This window comes from Rhodoligotrophos appendicifer, from assembly GCF_007474605.1.
GTDB lineage: Bacteria > Pseudomonadota > Alphaproteobacteria > Rhizobiales > Im1 > Rhodoligotrophos > Rhodoligotrophos appendicifer.
In genome coordinates this window covers 362,101-380,188 of sequence record NZ_VHKL01000006.1, presented here as the reverse complement: position 1 = coordinate 380,188, position 18,088 = coordinate 362,101, and the positions used below count along the sequence as shown (strand labels likewise).

17 protein-coding genes are annotated in these 18,088 nt (G+C 62.7%); 14 read left to right on the top strand and 3 right to left on the bottom strand.

Going from position 1 to position 18,088, the window contains the following annotated elements:
- The 6 genes from FKM97_RS15805 to FKM97_RS15785 all read left to right on the top strand — a co-directional run.
- The coding region (locus FKM97_RS15805; RefSeq protein WP_170240942.1) for a DUF1236 domain-containing protein at positions 1-371 on the top strand (371 nt) is incomplete at its 5' end.
- A 31-nt stretch (positions 372-402) separates the two neighbouring features.
- Positions 403-525: a hypothetical protein gene (locus FKM97_RS26960; RefSeq protein WP_281290107.1), complete on the top strand. Its 123-nt coding sequence runs from the start codon at positions 403-405 to the stop codon at positions 523-525.
- 188 nt (positions 526-713) lie between these two features.
- Positions 714-1,607 carry a LysR family transcriptional regulator gene (locus FKM97_RS15800; RefSeq protein ID WP_144293383.1) on the top strand — a complete coding sequence of 298 codons (894 nt, stop codon included), beginning with the start codon at positions 714-716 and terminating at the stop codon, positions 1,605-1,607.
- A 145-nt stretch (positions 1,608-1,752) separates the two neighbouring features.
- Positions 1,753-2,688: a pirin family protein gene (locus FKM97_RS15795; protein WP_144293382.1), complete on the top strand. Its 936-nt coding sequence runs from the start codon at positions 1,753-1,755 to the stop codon at positions 2,686-2,688.
- A gap of 22 nt (positions 2,689-2,710) precedes the next feature.
- Positions 2,711-3,961: a DUF5996 family protein gene (locus FKM97_RS15790; protein ID WP_144293381.1), complete on the top strand. Its 1,251-nt coding sequence runs from the start codon at positions 2,711-2,713 to the stop codon at positions 3,959-3,961.
- Positions 3,962-4,003: 42 nt separating this feature from the next.
- Complete coding sequence (locus FKM97_RS15785; protein WP_205015067.1) at positions 4,004-4,582, top strand: GNAT family N-acetyltransferase; 579 nt, start codon at positions 4,004-4,006, stop codon at positions 4,580-4,582.
- 284 nt (positions 4,583-4,866) lie between these two features.
- On the opposite strand, the gene FKM97_RS15775 is transcribed toward FKM97_RS15785, so the two are convergent.
- Complete coding sequence (locus tag FKM97_RS15775) at positions 4,867-5,943, bottom strand: class I SAM-dependent methyltransferase (protein ID WP_144293380.1); 1,077 nt, start codon at positions 5,941-5,943, stop codon at positions 4,867-4,869.
- 186 nt (positions 5,944-6,129) lie between these two features.
- Here FKM97_RS15775 and FKM97_RS15770 point away from each other — a divergent pair, with 186 nt between their 5' ends.
- Together FKM97_RS15770 and FKM97_RS15765 are read left to right on the top strand one after the other, a co-directional pair.
- Positions 6,130-7,185 (top strand): GlxA family transcriptional regulator, encoded by a 1,056-nt coding sequence (locus FKM97_RS15770; RefSeq protein ID WP_246105106.1) that lies wholly within the window; start codon positions 6,130-6,132, stop codon positions 7,183-7,185.
- Positions 7,186-7,320: 135 nt separating this feature from the next.
- Entirely contained in the window at positions 7,321-8,016 is a 696-nt protein-coding gene (locus FKM97_RS15765; RefSeq protein ID WP_144293379.1) for a class I SAM-dependent methyltransferase, read from the top strand.
- Between the two features lie 50 nt (positions 8,017-8,066).
- Here FKM97_RS15765 and FKM97_RS15760 read toward each other — a convergent pair whose 3' ends face one another.
- Together FKM97_RS15760 and FKM97_RS15755 are read right to left on the bottom strand one after the other, a co-directional pair.
- Positions 8,067-9,899 carry a flavin-containing monooxygenase gene (locus tag FKM97_RS15760; RefSeq protein ID WP_144293378.1) on the bottom strand — a complete coding sequence of 611 codons (1,833 nt, stop codon included), beginning with the start codon at positions 9,897-9,899 and terminating at the stop codon, positions 8,067-8,069.
- Positions 9,900-10,044: 145 nt separating this feature from the next.
- Positions 10,045-10,797, bottom strand: coding sequence for a TetR/AcrR family transcriptional regulator (locus FKM97_RS15755; protein WP_144293377.1), 753 nt, complete (start codon positions 10,795-10,797; stop codon positions 10,045-10,047).
- Between the two features lie 170 nt (positions 10,798-10,967).
- On the opposite strand from FKM97_RS15755, the gene FKM97_RS15750 reads away from it, so the two are divergent.
- The 6 genes from FKM97_RS15750 (at position 10,968) to FKM97_RS15725 (ending at position 18,087) form a co-directional block, all read left to right on the top strand.
- Complete coding sequence (locus FKM97_RS15750; RefSeq protein ID WP_144293376.1) at positions 10,968-12,245, top strand: phenylacetate--CoA ligase family protein; 1,278 nt, start codon at positions 10,968-10,970, stop codon at positions 12,243-12,245.
- A gap of 2 nt (positions 12,246-12,247) precedes the next feature.
- Entirely contained in the window at positions 12,248-13,012 is a 765-nt protein-coding gene (locus FKM97_RS15745) for an ABC transporter ATP-binding protein (protein ID WP_144293375.1), read from the top strand.
- A gap of 7 nt (positions 13,013-13,019) precedes the next feature.
- Complete coding sequence (locus FKM97_RS15740; protein ID WP_170240941.1) at positions 13,020-14,996, top strand: AMP-dependent synthetase/ligase; 1,977 nt, start codon at positions 13,020-13,022, stop codon at positions 14,994-14,996.
- Between the two features lie 88 nt (positions 14,997-15,084).
- Positions 15,085-16,281 carry an ABC transporter substrate-binding protein gene (locus FKM97_RS15735; RefSeq protein ID WP_170240940.1) on the top strand — a complete coding sequence of 399 codons (1,197 nt, stop codon included), beginning with the start codon at positions 15,085-15,087 and terminating at the stop codon, positions 16,279-16,281.
- Positions 16,282-16,311: 30 nt separating this feature from the next.
- Complete coding sequence (locus FKM97_RS15730; protein WP_205015065.1) at positions 16,312-17,172, top strand: ABC transporter ATP-binding protein; 861 nt, start codon at positions 16,312-16,314, stop codon at positions 17,170-17,172.
- A 33-nt stretch (positions 17,173-17,205) separates the two neighbouring features.
- On the top strand, positions 17,206-18,087 hold the full coding sequence (locus tag FKM97_RS15725) for a branched-chain amino acid ABC transporter permease (protein ID WP_170240939.1): 882 nt from the start codon (positions 17,206-17,208) through the stop codon (positions 18,085-18,087).
- Position 18,088: the final 1 nt, after the last annotated feature.

Here is an 18,088-nt window from a genome sequence, read left to right as displayed (position 1 = left end):
TGAATACAGGACCCGGCCCGGTTGACGGAGCCGCTGCCGGTGCCGCCGCCGGAGGATCCGTCGGTGGGCCCGTCGGCGCTGTGGTGGGGGGTGCCGTTGGGGCGGCCGCGGGGATTGCCAATACGGCTGTCGGCGTCGCGGGCGCCGCCGTTGGCGCGGTGATCAATCCACCCTTGCAAGTCACCCAGTATGTGCAATCGGCACCCGCCACGGCCTATCCCCTCAACGGCACGGTGACCATAGGGACAAGCCTGCCTGGCGACGTTACTTTGTATGACGTTCCAAACTACAATTATCGCTACGCATACGTAAATAACTCCCGCGTTCTTGTCGATCCAGGAACACGTCAAGTGGTTTATATTGTTCCATGAATTGAGATCAATGTTTCCAAAGGAGGGAAATATGCGTCCTCTTCCTGACCGGGACGACCTGGATGATCGATTTCTCCGTCGTGTGGAAGGAACGTTGTTTGTCGTCACCATTCTTGGGGTGAGCATCACAACAGCGATCTTCGCCGTTATGTAGCTTTGGACCGACCTGCAACCAGTGGCTCCGTTCCTTCGATACGGAGCCACTGGTTGGGTTCGACTGGACGCGTTCCCCTCACCGATAGGATCGCATGGCGGCCAGACCGTCGAGCGGGTGCTGCATGTGGTATCTCCACTGGAGATACGTTAGGGCTCACATGCGTGTCGCGAAACGGGGAACGTCGCATGGATATCGAAGACCTGCGGACATTTGTCGAAGTTGCCGATGCGGGGGGCGTTTCGGCTGCCGCCCGTCGGCTCGGCGTGTCCAAGTCGATCGTCAGCCGCCGGCTCTTCCGGCTCGAGGATGAGCTTGGCGTCCAGCTTCTTGCCCGAACCACTCGGGGTGCCGCCCTTACGGAAGCCGGGGTCGCGTTTCGAGACCATGCAGCGAAAGCGGGCGCCGAAATGGATGCGGCGAGGGAAACCATCCAGCCCAGCGGCGACCTGACCGGCCGCCTGCGCGTCGCAATGCCCCTGACCTTCGGTCCGACGCATCTCGCGCCGGTGCTGGCGGAACTGGCGCGCCGCCACCCAAGACTTCACATCCACTCCTCCTATAGCGACCGCTTCGTCGATCTCATCGCCGAGGGCTTCGATTGCGCGATCCGAGTGGGCCTCCTCCAGGATTCCAACATGGTCGCCAGGCGCGTCGGGACCATCCATGCGAAGTTTCTCGCCAGCCCCGACTATATAAGGGCGCATGGGGCGCCAGCGGCACCGGAGGAGGTGGCCCTGCACCAGGCGCTGATGCAGGGCACCGAAGCCTGGCAGTTCATGAACGGCGACAAGGTCGTCACGGTCAATCCGCAGGGGCGCTACAAGGCCGACAACGGCATAGCGCTCGCCGCGGCGGCAGCCGCAGGACTGGGCCTCGCTTGGCTGCCCGACTGCGTCACCGATCCCTATGTCGCCTCGGGCGCGCTGGTGCCCATCATGTTAGACTACCCCCCACCCTCAGCAGGCGTCTACGTCGTCCGGCCCCCGGGGCAGCATCCATCGCGAAAGGTGCGGGTCCTCGCCGAGTTGCTGATCGAGTGCCTTGCCGAGGACTCGCGCCTTGCCGTTGTCGACCGCTAGCTGCGGTTACTCGCGTTATTCATGACTGTGGCGTTCCAGTTTTCGCGACACAGCTCAGCGGATCGCGGGGCTAGTGACGAGCACAGCCGCCTGTTAGGACGACACCCAGGCCGGATCAGGTGGTCCGCCAGGAAGGATGATACGCATGAGTTGGAACCCATCGGTTGAACCGGGCTGTCCGGACGAGGTCGGGCCGGACGCGATCGAGACCCTTATCGTGCCGCGCTCCCGCGACCTTGGCGGTTTCGAGGTCCGGCGCGCCCTGCCGGCCCCGAAGCGGCAGATGGTCGGCCCGTTCATCTTCTTCGACCAGGCCGGGCCGGCGGAATTCCTGACGGGCCAGGGCGTCGACGTGCGGCCGCATCCGCATATCGGCCTCGGCACGGTCACCTACCTGTTCCAGGGCGACTTCCATCACCGCGACAGCACCGGTGCCGACCAGATCATCAGGCCCGGCGCGCTGAACTGGATGGTCGCCGGGCGCGGCGTCACGCATTCGGAGCGCACGTCGGCAACGGCGCGGAGCGGCCCGAACAGCCTGTTCGGGATCCAGACCTGGCTGGCCTTGCCGGACAGCCACGAAGACGTGGCCCCCAGCTTCGAGCATCACGGCAAGGACGCGTTGCCCATGATCGAGGACGGAGGCATCTCGGTTCGGCTGATCCTCGGCAACGCCTATGGCAAGGTCGCACCGGCGACGATGCCCTCCGAGACATTCTATGCCGATGTGAAGCTTGAAGCGGGACGCCGCCTGCCGTTGCCGGACAATCACGAAGACCGCGGTATCTATATCGTCGAAGGCTCCATCTCGGTCGCCGGCCAGGAATTCGAGGCAGGCCAGATGATGGTGTTCCGGCCGGGAGACCGGATCTCGGTTGCCGCCGGCGAGCGCGGGGCGCGGCTGATGATCCTCGGGGGCGCGACCTTCAACGGGCCGCGTTACATCTGGTGGAACTTCGTCGCCTCCTCGCAGGAGCGCATCGAACGCGCGAAAGCCGAATGGCGCGCCGCGAATTGGGGCAAGGGACGCTTCGATCTGCCTGCCGACGATCGGGCCGAGCACATTCCCCTTCCCGAATGACCGACAGCGTGGAGAATGGACAATGAACCCCTGGCCCCAACTCGATTACCTCAGCTGGCGCGAAACCTGTTCGGCTCTGCATCTCTACCTCCAGATCGCCGGCAAGTACCGGCTGGCGCACACGCCGTGGCTCAACCATTCTTGGAACGCGACCTTCTATGTCACGCCCCAAGGTCTTGCATCCTCGCCCATTCCCGACGGGCCGGGCATCGAGATCCTGTTCGATCTCCGCGCGCACAAGCTCGTCGGCACCGCCGGCAACGGTCGCAGGGAAACGATCGATCTTAGGCCGATGACGGTCGCCACATTCCACGCCAACTTCGTGCAACTGATTTCGAAACTCGGCGGCACCCCGACCTTCAACGGCCAGCCGAACGAGGTTCCAAACCCGGTGCCCTTCGTCGAAGACGATCGCGACCGCCCCTATGACCGCGACGCGGTCCAGCGCTTCCACCAGGCGCTGGTGGCGGTGGATCAGGTCTTCAGCCGGTTCCGCACGTCCTTTCTCGGCAAATCCAGTCCCGTGCATCTGTTCTGGGGCAGCTTCGACCTGGCCGTGACCCGCTTTTCGGGACGGCGCGCACCGCTCCATCCCGGCGGCATCCCGGCCCTGCCGGACGACGTGGCACAGGAGGCCTATGACCGCGAGGTCTCGTCAGCGGGCTTTTGGCCGGGCGGCGGCGGCCTCGATTACCCCGCCTTCTATGCCTATGCCTATCCGGCTCCGGGCGGTTACCGGGCCGCGCCGGTCCGGCCCGATGCCGCGTTCTGGCATGAAGGCCTTTCGGAATTCGTCCTCCCCTACGATGCCGTGCAGTCCGCCGCCGATCCCGACGCCGCCCTAATGGCCTTCCTCATCTCGACCTACGAGGCAGCGGCCGATCTGGGCGGATGGGACCGAGATCTCCTGGACTGTGCGCAAGGCCGGCCACGCCAGGCCCGCCGACCCGACCCGGCGCAGGCAGCCACTGCGCCTGCGGTGGGGGACGAGACGATCGAGCGGGAAGATGGTCCGTCGAAGGGGCGCTACCGCCTGGTCGTCGATGGCATCGAGGCGGAGATGACCTATAGCCGCGCCGGCGACGGCCTGATCATCATCGACCACACGGAAGTGCCCGCGGCCCTGCGCGGCCGCAAGGTCGGCGAGCGACTGGTGCGCCAGGCGATCGAGGATGCCCGCCGCGATGGCGTCGACATCATCCCGCTGTGCCCGTTTGCGAAGGCGCAGATCGGACGGCATCCGGAATGGCAGGACGTGCTGCGCCGGTCGTGAGAGGCAGCGGATCATGGCGCCGGTGCGAGATAAGTTCACTCAATGTCTTCGCCATCGCACAGCGGCGAAGAGGGAGGTCAAGCCATTCCGATGATCGAGACGGACAGACTGACGCTACGCCCCTATTCATTGGCCGATTATCAACCTTACCTGACTATGTGCTCCGAGATCGAGGTGATGCGTTTTCTCGGGGGACAGCCCATATCCCCCGAGGAGGCATGGCATCGGGTGATGCGCTATGCGGGCCACTGGTCCCTTCTGGGCTATGGGATTTTTGCGGTCTTCGAAAAGTCGACCGGCGATTATGTGGGTGAAACAGGGATCGCCGACTACCATCGCGGCCTCGGTGAGGGGTTTGACGAGGCGGGGGAGGCCAGCTGGGTTTTCTCTGCCAAGGTTCATGGCCGCGGCTATGCGTTGGAGGCGGCGGAGGCGGCGCATCATTGGTTCACGAGCCACACAGGGCGCCGCCGTACCGTGTGCCTGGTGCACCCTGACAATCTTGCCTCGCTCAGGATCGCGACCCGGTTAGGATATGCCGAATTCGGCAAGCGACGTTACAAGGAGCAACTCCTGACCATGCTCGAGCGGGATGGGCAAGCAAGCGCGCCTATGTCTTGAGCTTCTCCGCCGCAACATTCAGCTTTTCACGGTCATTGCCGTTCCTCTTGATCAACGCCTCCGCTTGATCACGACTGATCTTGTTCTTCCTGGCGAAGTAGCCGACCTCGTATCCTTCGCCGCCGGCACTCGTTCGCGATCCTGCCGGCCGCGTTTGGTCTTGTCGTCAGTCATCCCCAGTTACACATGTCACGGTTGAGCGGGGGGCGGCAATGCAAGCTCCGTGTTGATGACGATACCTGCATTGCCCAGCTTGGAGACGAGGGCCTCCCACACCAGAACCGTCAGAGGCGGGCCTCGAGGATCAGGTTGAACGGCGTCTGCATTGCCTGGCGGAAGCGGGTGAAGCCGGCCTTGCGGAAGATCTCCGCCAGCCTCGCCGCGCCAGCCTGCGCACCCAGCACGGTATGGCCGCCGTCAGAGATCGCATGTGCGCAGCAGATCGTCGTTGAGGCCGCATAATAGATCCTGCCAATCGGCGAGATGTTGTCCTCCAGCCGATCGTTGGCGAAGGGCTCGACCAGCATCACCGTGCCGTCCCTTGCAAGGGCTTTGGCCGCATGCGTGGCGGCTGCCACCGGATTGCCCATGTCATGCAGGCAGTCGAAGAAGCAGATGAGGTCATAGCCTGTCCCGCGGTAGTTCTCCGCCCGCGCGGTGGAGAAGGTTGCGCGGTCTGAGACGCCTGCCTCACTTGCCACTTTACGTGCCTCCTGCACCGATTTTTCGTGAGTGTCGAAGCCGTGGAACGTTGACTTGGGGAATGCCTTCGCCATCAGAACAGTCGAATGGCCGTGGCCACAGCCGACATCGGCCACCAGGGCGCCCGCCTTCAGCTTTTCAATTACGCCATCCAGTGCCGGCAGCCATTGCGGCACGAGGCTGGCGCCGTAGGCATTGCGGTAGAAGGAAGCGACGCCGCAGAAGAGCCGGCCGTCATGGTCACCCCAGGGAATGCCGGCGCCGGTGCGGAAGGCCTCGACGGCCTTTTCCTCGTCGGCCCACATGGAGGCGGGCGTCGCCCAGGCATTCGGAATAAAGACGGGACTATCCTCGTCGGCCAGCACGAAGGCCTGTTCCGGCGCCAGTTCATAAGTGCCGCTGATGGCATGGTAGGTGACATAACCGCCAGCCACCTGGGAGTTCAGCCATTCGCGCACATACCGTTCAGCGCAGCCGGCCAGGCTGGCGATCTCGCGAGACGTGAGCGGCCCGCGGTCGGCCATTGCCTTGTAGAGGCCGAGGCGGTGACCGAGGCTGACCATGACGCCTCCGTAACCCGCGGACAAGTCACCGACGACTCGGCCAACCAGCGCATCGAGCTTGGTTTTGTCGAGGGTCTTCGTTTGAATGGTACCCATGATGTTCTCCCTTGATGGAAAGCCCTCTTCGAGGTGAAGGGACAATCGCAGTCAGGGAGGGGAAGCGGCAGAGCGATGCCTGCCATAATCTGGCCATTTGCGCCACCGGACGATGAAGCGCTCTGGCGTCCTGCATGGCGCCAAACGGTCTTGAAGCGTATCATGGCCTTCTGTTGAGGACGGACGATGCAGAGATCAGACGGACAGATGGCCAGGGGGCCGAAGCCGCTCCATGTCAGTCTCGTCGCGCTGCCCGAGGCTGCGGTCTCGACGCTCAGCGGCATCTTCGACGTCATGAACGCTTTTTCGATCGTCCCGGAAGACGGGGGCATTCGGAAGACACCACCTTTCCAGGTCGAGATCGTTGGAGAACGGCAAGGCCCACTCATGCTCGCCAGCCATGTGCCGATCGTGGTGCAACGACCCGTTGGCGATATCGAGCAGACGGACATCGTCATCGTGCCTTCGGTGGTGCTCGGGCCGCAAGGCTGGGTAAAGGGCCGCTATCCGGCGCTGGTCGACTGGTGCCGCAGGATGCACGGAAAGGGGGCGTTGGTCTGCTCCGCCTGCTCAGGGATCTTCCTGCTTGCCGAGACGAGGATCTTCGATGGCGCCGACGCAACCGTCCATTTCGGCTATGCCCAGACGTTCCGGGACGCCTATCCGCAGATCCCGATCCATCCGGAACAGGTGCTGGTGGTCGCCGGACAGAGGGACGAGTTGATCACCTCCGGCGCCTCGATGACGTGGCACGATCTCGTGCTTTACCTGATCGCGCGCCATGCGGGGGCGACGGCGGCGCAGACGGTGGCCCGCTATTTTGCGCTCCAATGGCACCAGGACGGGCTGGCACCCTACATGGTCTTTGAGGGGCGTCGCGACCACGGGGATCAGGCAATCCAGACCGCGCAGGACTGGCTTGCCACCCATTTCTCCGTCGCCAATCCGCTGGAGGAGATGGTCAAGCAGGCCGGCTTGAAGGAGCGGACCTTCAAGCGGCGATTCACCCAGGCCACCGGCATGAGCCCGATCGCCTATGTCCAGCGCCTCAGGATCGAGGAGGCGAAGCGGCGGCTCGAGCGGACAGAGGTTTCTGTTGACGAGATCAGCTGGCAGGTGGGCTATGAGGAGCCTGCCTTCTTTCGACGCTTGTTCAAACGGGTCACCGGCCTGACTGCGGGAAGCTATCGCCGCCGGTTTCAGGTGCCGACCTATGCCAAGTCACCTTCTCGGACACCATAGAGACTCGAGCAGCGCCGGTTGCCTCTTGATGGTGAGATAAGTTGAAGGACGTGCGGCAGTCAGGAGGTGCCACAAAAGGCCAGTCATCCTGAGATTCCGTAAAGCGGACCGTCTGCTGCATATTTTGGAGTTCCCATGTCTACCTTCGACCCGAAAAACCAAGGACCGTTCTCGAACCCGGCTATGGTCACGAGCTATTCGGACGATACGCCACGGAAGGTGCCGGGGTTGGCCGACCTCCATCGCATGGCGATGCTGCTCCTCAGTGAGCGGGCACTGCGAGCGGCTCATATTCTTGTGGTCGGTGCGGGAGGGGGCATGGAGCTGAAGGCCATGGCTGAAGCCCAGCGGGAATGGACATTCACTGGCGTCGACCCCTCCGCCGCCATGCTCGACCTCGCGCGCCGCAGCATCGAGCCGTTTAACGATCGGATTGAACTGATAGAGGGTACGGTCGGTGCTGTGCCGTCAGCCTCGTTCGACGGAGCGGCATGCTTGCTTACGCTGCACTTTCTCGACAAAAGCGAGCGGCTGCTAACATTGAAGGAGATCCATCGTCGGCTGAAGCCGGACGCACGCCTTGTCGTCGCCCACCACAGCGTGCCGAGCGGAGGTGCGGAACGTTGGATGGCGCGCTCGGCGGCCTTTGCCGACCGCGTCGGCGTCGATTGGCAGAAGGCTATGGCCTCCGCCGTGAGAATGGCCGAGCTGCCCCTGCTTTCCGTCGCCGAAGAGGAGGTGCTGCTTCGCGAGGCTGGATTCTCAGACGTCGAGCTGTTCTATGCCGCCTTCTCATTCCGCGGCTGGGTGGCGACAGCACGCTCGGCCTGAGGCCCCGTCATGACGCTAAGGAAGCGCACCGAGCGCCATGAACAACTCGTCTATGTGGCAGTCCGCTCGAAAGCCTTATTCTGCAACAAAGGCATGTTTTCAGGCGCGGGGAGCAAGCCTTCAAGGGACGCCTTGATTTGCAGCGCCAGGAAACGCGAGAACAATCGGGCCTCGATGATGGCGCCGCCCATGATCCAGAAGTTCTCCTGACCTGTGCGCTTCCACATGTTGCGCATGGTCTGATCCTCGTCGAACCCCCAGACGGGGCCGACGCGATCGGCGACCTCATCGCCCAGAAGACGTCGGATGCTCGCCTCCATGGTCTCGAAGCCGGTGGCGAGGACGACGAGGTCGAAGGGCATGGAGCTGCCGTTCTTCATGCGCAGGCCGTCGGCGTCGAAGCCTTCCGTGTCCTCGGACTGCAGGAGGCCGATCTTTTTCTCGATCAAAAGCTCCGAACAGCCGACGTCGATGTAGTAACCACCCCGCCCGCGCAGATAGAGCAGCTGGAACCCGGTCTCGTCTTCGCCCGTCGTCGTCTTGAAGCCGATGGCTTCGAGGCGAGAGAGAAGATCCCGGTCGAGCTCGTTCGTTCGCTGGGTGATCCAGCGATAGGTGTCGATCAATACGGGATAAGGGATGGCCGCCACCATGAGATCGGCATCCTCGACGGAGCGACCCTCGCCATAGACCGAGTAGCTGATCATAGCGCTGGGATCGAGGCTCACCACGCAGGTCGCCCCGCGCTGCAGAAGACGAACGTCGCTGGCGCCCGCGACATAAAGATCCTGTGCAATGTCATGGCCACTATTGCCGGTGCCGATGACCAAAGCGCGTTTTCCGACCCAATCGGCGCCGGAGGTGAATTCGGCCGAATGCAGGACGGTGCCCTCAAACTCTGAGAGGCCTTTTATCATTGGGCGACGCGGCGCACCTCCCGAGATGCCCATCGCGGCGACAAGATGTCGGGGGCTGAGCTTGCGCTCGCTGCCGTCGGGGCGTCTGAGGGTCACCTCCCAGACTTTTCTCTCCGAGTCGAAAGAGCTGCCGACGAGTTCAGTGCCGGTCCAGACGTTGAGCTCCTGGAACTTTGCATAGGCCTCAAGCCAGTCGGCGAGCATGTCCTTCGGCAGCCATATCGGCCAGTTGGAGGGAAACGGCATGTAGGGGAAATGATTGGCGGTGAGCTCGTTATGCAAAGTGAGGTTGTTGTATCTCTGCCGCCAGACGTCGCCCACCTGGGCCAGGCGTTCGACCACCAGCACATCGACTCCCATCTGGCGCAGCCGAGCCGCGAGCATGAGACCGCTTTGGCCGGCACCGATGACGATCACCTCCGGATCTCGATCGTCATAGCTCTCTTCAGCCGTACGCCGTTGGCGCCAGCTCTGAGCGGAGGTCAGCTTCGAGTATTTTTCGCCCGTAGGACGGTCGGCATCGACCTTCTCCGCAAACCCATGAAGATGATGGAGGGTCGTCACGAGCTGCCAAGCATGCGACGCGTTCGGCGCGCTGGGATCATAGGACAGGCGGACAAATGCCGCGCCCACGCCGAAGGCCGTTTCGAATGTCAAATAAGCCTCGACGAGGGACAGTCCCGACCGCCGAACGTGGCAGGGTGCCGCCCGATGAGGATCGATCGAAAGGCGACCGAGCTTCATCTGCGGCGACGTCAACGCGAAGGCCGTCGCAATCTCCTGCCGGCCGGCGAAGGTTTTGAAGTCCCAGGTGAGAGAGAGCAGATCCCGCCAGTAGCCGTCCTCATGAAACAGACGGGCGAAACGAGAGCCATCGAACTGCGCGATGGCGGCGTTCGCGTGATGGATCCAGCTTTCAATGACATCCGTCGGTTCGGCTGTCGGGACCGGCCGGAGATTCTTCATGCGGCTTCACTCCACGGGCACTCGGCCTGAGCCTTGATGGACCCTACGCAAGCCAGCGAAGTCTGTCAACGCATGTGTTGACGGGATGTCGTTGGCCATGGACCGAGGAGGCGCAGGCTCTGTAAAAGTGAGTGCGAGAGGGAAGCTACACAGGCTGCGAAGATTCGGGATCGTCTGTCAGGATCCCCTTCAGCAGGATGTCGGCAAAAGCCTGACCGAGACCCTCGCCCGACAATTTTCCGGAGGGGCGAAACCAGCGATGCGTCCAGTTGCACATGCCGATCATCGCGAATGAAATGACCTGCGCCGAGGCCGCGTCGTCCCGTATGGCCTTGGCGCGAATTCCCTCCTGAACAATGCTCAAGGTCGCGGCGTCGAAACGCTCGGTCAGCTTCTGCATTTCGCGCGCCCACGCGGTCTTATTGCCGCCGATGCGGGTCATGTCCTCCTGGATATAGGCGTAGAGATACGGATAGTGGCGCTCGAACGAGACCATCAACCCGATCAGGACCCGCTCGATCTTCTCCCGGGGCGACGCATCGGAGCGAGCAATGTCCTCGACGAGTTCGATGTTGCTGCGCACCGCGTCCTGCACGATGTCCCTGAACAGCTCCTCCTTGCCGGACGTGTAGTAGTAGACGGAGGCCCGATCCATCCCCAAGGCCTTGGCGAAATCGCTGATGCTCGCCTTCTCATAGCCCTTCTCTCGGAAGATGCGTCCCGCCGCTTCTATGAGTTGTGCCCGGCGAGCGGTGTAGTCTTCCTCCCCGGAGGACTTCGCCTGTCTGCGTCTGCGCGCAATGTTGCTGGTGCCGGCTTTCTGATCCATCTGCGCTTCAAGCTCTTCAGTCCGCTTCGCAAGTCCCCGGTAGAGACCCTGTCCGTCTAGGTTGATCAACTTACCTCAGTGCTGCAAATCCGCCGAGAAAATCTCGTCCGACGTCTATCAACATAAGTGTTGACAGAAATCCGGCCGAATACCACACTGCCCTCAAGAATAAGGTCGGCTTTTAAAAGGCCGACACGGTCGCTGCGCTTCGGAACGGTGACCAGGGGAGGAGAACCGCCTTGCTCAAGGGCACTAGCATGAACGAGTACTCCCCATGGGAGGACTGTCAGGCCTCGCAACGCGAGGCAGCTTGGCATCAGGCGCGGCGTGCTGCGGCGGTTCCCGCGTATGGCGACCGCTGGGAGGCCGCGTCGGCGGTGATCTCCGGGGCCTATCCGGCGGACTGGGAAACCATCCCTTATCTGACCAAGGATGAGCTCATCCAGGCGTCGCAGGATTTCCCGCCCTTCGGCAATCGACTTGCCGTCGCGCCTGCAGAGCTGGGCCATGTCTTCGTGGCCCCCGGGCCGCTCTACATGCCCTATACAGCGGCGGATCTGCGCCACATCTCGGGATCCTTCGCAAAGGCATTCAGGTCCTGTGGCCTGGCCAGCGACGACATCGTCGATCAGACGACGATGTATAATTGGGTCATCGCGGCCACCGTCTTCGACCAGGCGCTGCAAAGCGTCGGCTGTGCGGTGATGCCCGGCGGAGTGGGCCAGACCGAGCGTCACGTCGAAGCCATCCGGGACGTCGGCGCCACGGCCATCGTGGCCTTTCCGACGTTCCTCGAGCACCTACTCGATACTGCCGGCACGATGAATGTCCGACTGCCATTGAAGAAGGCAGTGGTGATGGGCGAGTTGAGCCATCCCGACGCCAAGCAGCGACTCCGGTCCGCATTCGGGCTTCACGTACGTGAATTCTACGGCGCGGCGGATGTCGGCGCCGTGGCGTGGGAGTGCCAAGCCGGCGACGGAATGCATCTTCGCGACGACCTGCTGGTCGAGTTTCTCGATCCTGCCACGGGCAAGCCCGCCGATCCCACCGCCGCGGCCCCGACGGAGCTCGTCGTCACGGATCTTTGGCGCCAGGCAATGCCGATCATTCGGCTGCGGACCGGCGATCTCATCGATCAGCTCAGACACGAACCCTGTTCCTGCGGCCGGACGTCGCCGCGCTTCGGCCGCATCGTCGGGCGGGCCAGCGAGATCACCAAGGTCAAGGGCATGTTCGTGGTCCCCAAACAGGTTCAGGACATCCTCGCGCGCCGCGACATCAATTGTCCCTTTCGCCTCGTGGTGACGCGACAAAGGGGCGGGCAGGATGAGCTGACGCTGGAGATCGCCGACCCAAAGCTTGAGGCTGCCGAGGAGATCAAGGCGATCGTCGAGAGGGCCTTGCGCGTCCATATTCAGTTGCGCCTGGTGGAGACCCTTCCGGCGGACAGCCCCAGGCTCGTTGATCTGCGGCTCACAACGGACGCCCCGGTCCTCGCCCCGGCCCGGGGTTGATCATGAATGCTGCAGTCCTCAAGGTTGAGAAGCTGCAGCTGTCTTTCGGTGCCATCAAGGCGCTGGACGACGTTTCGCTTGAGGTTCATCCGGGTGAAATCTTGGCGGTCGTCGGTCCCAATGGTGCCGGCAAGAGTTCCCTGCTCAATTCCATCAGCGGATTTTATCGGCCCAATGAAGGGCGTATCCAGTTCGAAGAGACCGACATCATCGGGCTGCGACCCAACATGGTCGCCCGCCTCGGGGTCGCCCGAACCTTCCAGAACATTCAATTGTATCTGGGAATGTCGGTCGCCGACAATCTCCTGGCCGGTCGGCACATCCATTCCCGAGGCGGTCTGCTGCAGGCAGTTCTGCGGCCCTGGGGAATGCGGGACGAAGTAAGGCAGCGGCAGGCGGTCGAGGAAGTCCTCCGCTTCCTCGAGCTCCAGCCGCATCGACATGTCCCCGTCGGAACCTTCGGCTACGGCATCCGAAAGCGCGTCGATCTTGGACGTGCGCTGGCCATGGAGCCGCGCATTCTCCTGCTGGACGAGCCCATGGCGGGCATGACCATGGACGAAAAGGAGGACATGGTCCGGTTCATCCTCCAGCTCAGGCGGCAGCGGCGGCTGCCGATCGTGCTGGTCGAGCACGACATGCAGGTCATCTCCGATATCGCCGACCGGGTCGTGGTCCTGGATTGGGGGAAGCATGTCGCCGAGGGCCGGCCTGACGACGTCCTCAGGCGGCCCGAAGTCGTCAGCGCCTATCTGGGAGGGGAGTGAGACCGTCATGACAGCCTCACCTCACGATACCCTGCCGAAATGTCTGTTCCGCAATGCCCAGGCGTCGCCCGATGCCATCGCGATGCGCCGAAAAGTCTTCGGGATATGGCATCGCATCACCTGGCGGGACTATGCCAGCGAGGTTCGCCGGATCGCTGCCGGTCTCCTGGCAACGGGGATCGGGGATGCTCCCTGCCTCGCAGCGATCGGCGATAATGAACCCGAGCTGTTCTGGTCGGAACTCGCGGCTCAATCCGCGGGGCGTGCAATGTCATGCCAATATCCGGACCTCACCGCAGAGGAACTTGCCGTCAACCTGCGGGATTGCGGCGCCAAAGTCGTCTTCGCGGAAGACCAGGAACAATGCGACAAGCTCCTCCAGATCGCCGATGATCTCGATCTTCGGCTCATCGTCTATTGGGATGAGCGCGGCTTAGACGAGTATGACGATCCCAGACTCCTCTCGCTTACGGCCCTCAAAGAGCGCGGCGACCGCCTGCTGGAAACGGACCCCGACTGCGTTATGCGGATCGTCGAGGCCGGCCGTAGCGACGACCTTGCGGTGGTCATCTATACATCGGGCACAACCGGCACGCCCAAGGGCGTGATGGGATCCCATCGCTACCTCCTGGACATCTCCGAGCGTTGGCGCAGCGTTCTCGTGCCGCGGCCGGGTGCGGATTATGTGAGCTACATCTCGCCGGCCTGGGCAACCGAGCAATATCTCGGGCTTGCGCTCGGAGTGTCCCTGCCGCTGCTGGTGAATTTCCCGGAGGAGCCGGAAACGGTTACCGACGACATGCGCGAGATCGGGCCGGAGTTTCTCTTCTTCAGCCCTCGCCAGTGGGAGGCGGTGGTCTCCTCCACCGAAGCCCGGATGCGCGATGCTGTGCCCATCGTACGGTGGGTCTATCGCGTCGGCATGGGACTGCTTGCGTCTGCGCATTCGACACCGGGGGTCTTGTCGCGTGTGAAGCGCATGCTGGGCCATTGGGTCATCGGGCGCCCGCTGCGCGACCGCCTGGGGTTCACCCATCTCAAGACCGCCGTGAATTCCGGCAGTACTCTCAGTCCGGAGGTGTTCTCGTTCTTCCATGCGCTGGGTGTCAGCCTGCACAATGTCTACGGGTTCACCGAAATCGGCATCGTCACGGCGACCAGAGACGGAGATCCCACGAATTGCGTCGGACGGGTGCTCGAAAGCCGCTTCGGAACCGAGCCGCTGCAATTGCGCACGGCCGATGACGAGGTTCAGGTTCGCGGCGGGGCGATCTTCGAAGGATATTTCGGACGACCGGAGGAAACCGCCGAACGGTTCACCGCGGACGGATGGATCAAGAGCGGAGACGCCGGCATCATCGATGAGGAAGGACGCCTCATTTATCTCGACCGCCTGGAGGATATCCGCAAGCTTGGCGACGGACGGACCATTGCGCCGCAGCACATCGAAACCCGCTTCCGCCTGAGCCCCTACATCCGCGACGTCATCGTCGTGTGCGAGGGACGCAACGAGCCGGCCGCCCTGATCGACATCGACACGGAAATGGTCGGGCGGTGGTGCGAGGACAAGAAGATCTCGTTCACCTCCCAGGTCGACCTGTCTCAACACCACGCGGTCTATAGCCTCATTCGAACCGAAATCCAGTCGATCAACGCAACGCTGCCCAGCGACTCGCGTGTCGGGCGCTTCATCAATCTCCTCAAGCCTTTCGATGCGGATGAAGGCGAGCTCACGCGGAGCAAGAAGCTGCGGCGCGGTGTCATCGAAAGCAAATATGCCGATCTGATCGACGCGGTCTACGGCCCGCATTCCGCGGTACGTGCCTCAATCGAGGTGAAATACCAGGACGGGCGAGCTCGGCAGCTGAACGCCATGATCACCATTGCCTCGGTCGACGGCCGTCCCCTGGAGCCGATCGCGGCCGCGGATGCGGCCGACAGCGAAGCCTTGCACCTCAGTCAACGGGCAGGAGGTCGGACTTAACACAGCCGGCTGCCGCCCCTCATGCGTCGCGTCTAAAAGCAAATGGCAGAACAAAGCCTACAACAAAGTGAAAAGGGAGGAACAAGTCATGGATACAGGCTTAACCCGTCGCCAAGCATTGGCAATCGCAGGGGCCCTAGCGGTGAGCGTAGTCGGTGCGCGGCCGAGCCAGGCGGCAGAGACCTATAAAATTCTCAGTCTCCTGGATTATTCCGGACCGTTCGCAAACCGCGGCAAGCCGGTCGAGCAGATGCAGCGACTGCTGGTGGACTGGTACAACGAGACGGCAGGCAAACAGCATGGCGTCTCGCTGGTCTATGAGCCCGTCGACACGGGCTATGATCAGGCTCGGACGATCCAGGCTTACGAGCGGGCGGTTCAGGACCCTTCGCTCCTGGGAATCGTGACCTTCGGCTCGCCAAACGTGATCGCCCTCCAGAACCGCCTTCCGGAGAACAAAATTCCCGCGGTTCACGGCGGCCCGGCTTACAGTCTCATGAAGCCGGGGAGCTGGGTGTTCACGCCGCTCAACGACTATGCCCGCTATTTCGCAACAGCCGTCACATGGCGGTTGAAGACATGGACGGGGAGCGAGCCGCTCAAGGTCGCGTTCGTCACCTTCGATGGCAGCTCAGGGCGCGATTGGGCGCAAGGCCTGACCAAGCGTCTCGAAGGCTCAAAAGCCCAACTCGTGTTGAGCGAGTTCATCTCGCCCAAGGCCCTGGACGTCGCCGTCAATGTCGAGCGCATCATCGAGGCGGAGCCCGACTTGCTGATCGTCGCCACCACAGATCATCTCCAGCCTCTCGTGCTGTCCGAGTTGAAGGCCAATGATTTCGATATGACGAAGATCGTCAATTCGCAGCATGAAGGGCTGGGGCTGCTGACCCTGTTGAAAGTTCAGCCGGAGGTGCTCGAGGGGACGCATGAGATCACGACCGAGAACTATGTCGACACCAACACCGAAGCCTTCAAGATCTATGACAGCCGGAAAGGCAATTACCAGACGCGGTGGTCCGCGGACACGCTCCTGCACTACCCGTCGATGATGGTGCTTCTGGACGCGATCGACCGGGCTGCAGTGAAGAAGAAAGGGGCGCGGATCACCGGTGAGGATGTCTATGCCGAACTGGCGAACGGGACCTTCGATGGCCGCGGCCTCTTGGAGAGCATCACGTTCAACAACGGCGTCGACCCCACTCTCGGGGCGAGCTCTGCGGTGATCCTCCAGCAAAAGGACGGAAAGATCATCACGGTCACCGACTTCATGGCGCTGGAGAATTGAGGACGCCGCACCGCTCCGGAGAACCGTCGCGTGGGTGAAGTCTTGGAACTGTCAAAAACAATCGTCGAGCGTGGCGAGGCGGCAAAGCCGAACCTGCTTGCGCTCGACAATATCGAGGTCCGCTACCAGGGCAGCATCCTGGTCCTGAAGAACGTGACGCTGCGCGTGAGCCCCGGCGAGATCGTGGCCCTTCTCGGCAGCAATGGTGCCGGGAAGTCCACGACCCTGAAGGCCATCTCCAGCCTGATCCAGTCCGAAGAGGGACGGGTCACGGAAGGCACGATCCTGTTCGAGGGCAAAGCGATCCAGAACCAGGATCCCGTCAGGATCGTGCGCAGCGGCCTGGTTCAGGTGCTGGAGGGCCGGCGGGTGCTCGAGCACATGACGGTCGAGCAGAATCTCGTGGTCGCCTCGGCAGCGACACGTCTCGACAATACGGCACTGAAGCAGCGGATGACGGAAGTCTTCGACATCTTTCCGATGATGGCGGAGTTCAGGAATCGGCAGGCCGGCTATCTTTCCGGAGGCCAGCAGCAGATGCTGGTCATCGGGCGAGCGCTCATGGCGAAGCCCAAGCTGCTCCTGCTGGACGAGCCCTCGCTGGGCCTGTCGCCGATCCTGGTGACGACAATCTTCGAGGCCATCATGCGGATCCGATCGGAACTCGGAACCGCGCTCCTGGTGGTCGAGCAGAATGCGCGCGTGGCTCTGAAGGTGGCCGATCGCGGCTATGTGCTCGAAAATGGACGGATCGTGCTCGAGGGAACCCAGGCGGAACTGCTCGGCAATGAAGACCTCAAGGAGTTCTATCTGGGCCTCGGCGCATCGGGAGCAAAGAAGAACTTTCGCGACATCAAGCAGTATCGTCGGCGGCGGAGGTGGCTCGGATGAGCATGCTCCACGCGAACGTCTGAGGGGATGGATATGGAAGTCCTTGGCCGCGTTCTTTATGCCGGCATCACCACGGGCGCGATCTACGCCGCGGTGGCCGTGGGATTCAACGTCATCTACCGGTCAGGGCGGGTCTTCAACATCGCCCAGGGTGAACTCCTGATGATCGCGACCTTCATGATGGTCTCATTCATGGGTCTCGGCCTTCATCCCCTGCTGGCGCTGACGGCGACCGCTTGCGGAATGGCCGTCCTGGGGCTGGCGATCGAACGTATCGTGCTTCACAGGCTCGTGGGCCAATCCGAGATGGCTCTGTTCATGGCCACGCTTGGCGTTCTGCTGGTGCTGAACGGCCTCGGACATATCGTGTTCGGTGCCGAACCCCAACTCTTTCCGGACCTGTTCGGCACCGAACGCTGGCGCGTCCTCGGCATCCCCATGAAGCAGTCGGCGGTCATCGGCACGCTGATGATCGCCGTGGTGGTGCTCGGCCTCGCCTGGTTCTTCCGATCGACGCGGGCGGGCCTGCTGATGACGGCCGTCGCCGAGAGCCATCAGATCGCCCGATCCCTGGGTGTCGACGTCAGACTGAGCATCGCCGTGTCGTGGGCGGTGGCCGGGATCGTTTCGGCCCTTGCCGCGGCCGCCTTCATGAGTGGCCGGATGGTCAGTCCGGATGTCGCGGGGATCGCCTTCGTCGCCCTGCCAGTGGTCCTTCTCGCCGGCCTCGAGACCATCGCAGGAGTCCTGCTCGGCGGCATCATCGTCGGCATCGGCCAGGCGGCGGCGGCCCGTTGGCTCGATCCCTATATGGAGGGCGGCGCCTCCCTCCTGTTCCCGTTCGTTCTGATGCTGGTCATCCTGCTGATCAAGCCGCACGGCCTCTTCGGCTGGAAACACGTCGAGAGGATCTGAG

Excerpts from the sequence above, each read along its gene's own strand:
- FKM97_RS26960 (WP_281290107.1), top strand. The coding sequence starts at position 403 with ATGCGTCCTCTTCCTGACCGGGACGACCTGGATGATCGATTTCTCCGT.
- FKM97_RS15800 (WP_144293383.1), top strand. The coding sequence starts at position 714 with ATGGATATCGAAGACCTGCGGACATTTGTCGAAGTTGCCGATGCGGGG.
- FKM97_RS15795 (WP_144293382.1), top strand. The coding sequence starts at position 1,753 with ATGAGTTGGAACCCATCGGTTGAACCGGGCTGTCCGGACGAGGTCGGG.
- FKM97_RS15790 (WP_144293381.1), top strand. The coding sequence starts at position 2,711 with ATGAACCCCTGGCCCCAACTCGATTACCTCAGCTGGCGCGAAACCTGT.
- FKM97_RS15785 (WP_205015067.1), top strand. The coding sequence starts at position 4,004 with ATGTCTTCGCCATCGCACAGCGGCGAAGAGGGAGGTCAAGCCATTCCG.
- FKM97_RS15775 (WP_144293380.1), bottom strand. The coding sequence starts at position 5,943 with ATGGGTACCATTCAAACGAAGACCCTCGACAAAACCAAGCTCGATGCG.
- FKM97_RS15770 (WP_246105106.1), top strand. The coding sequence starts at position 6,130 with ATGCAGAGATCAGACGGACAGATGGCCAGGGGGCCGAAGCCGCTCCAT.
- FKM97_RS15765 (WP_144293379.1), top strand. The coding sequence starts at position 7,321 with ATGTCTACCTTCGACCCGAAAAACCAAGGACCGTTCTCGAACCCGGCT.
- FKM97_RS15760 (WP_144293378.1), bottom strand. The coding sequence starts at position 9,899 with ATGAAGAATCTCCGGCCGGTCCCGACAGCCGAACCGACGGATGTCATT.
- FKM97_RS15745 (WP_144293375.1), top strand. The coding sequence starts at position 12,248 with ATGAATGCTGCAGTCCTCAAGGTTGAGAAGCTGCAGCTGTCTTTCGGT.
- FKM97_RS15740 (WP_170240941.1), top strand. The coding sequence starts at position 13,020 with ATGACAGCCTCACCTCACGATACCCTGCCGAAATGTCTGTTCCGCAAT.
- FKM97_RS15735 (WP_170240940.1), top strand. The coding sequence starts at position 15,085 with ATGGATACAGGCTTAACCCGTCGCCAAGCATTGGCAATCGCAGGGGCC.
- FKM97_RS15725 (WP_170240939.1), top strand. The coding sequence starts at position 17,206 with ATGGAAGTCCTTGGCCGCGTTCTTTATGCCGGCATCACCACGGGCGCG.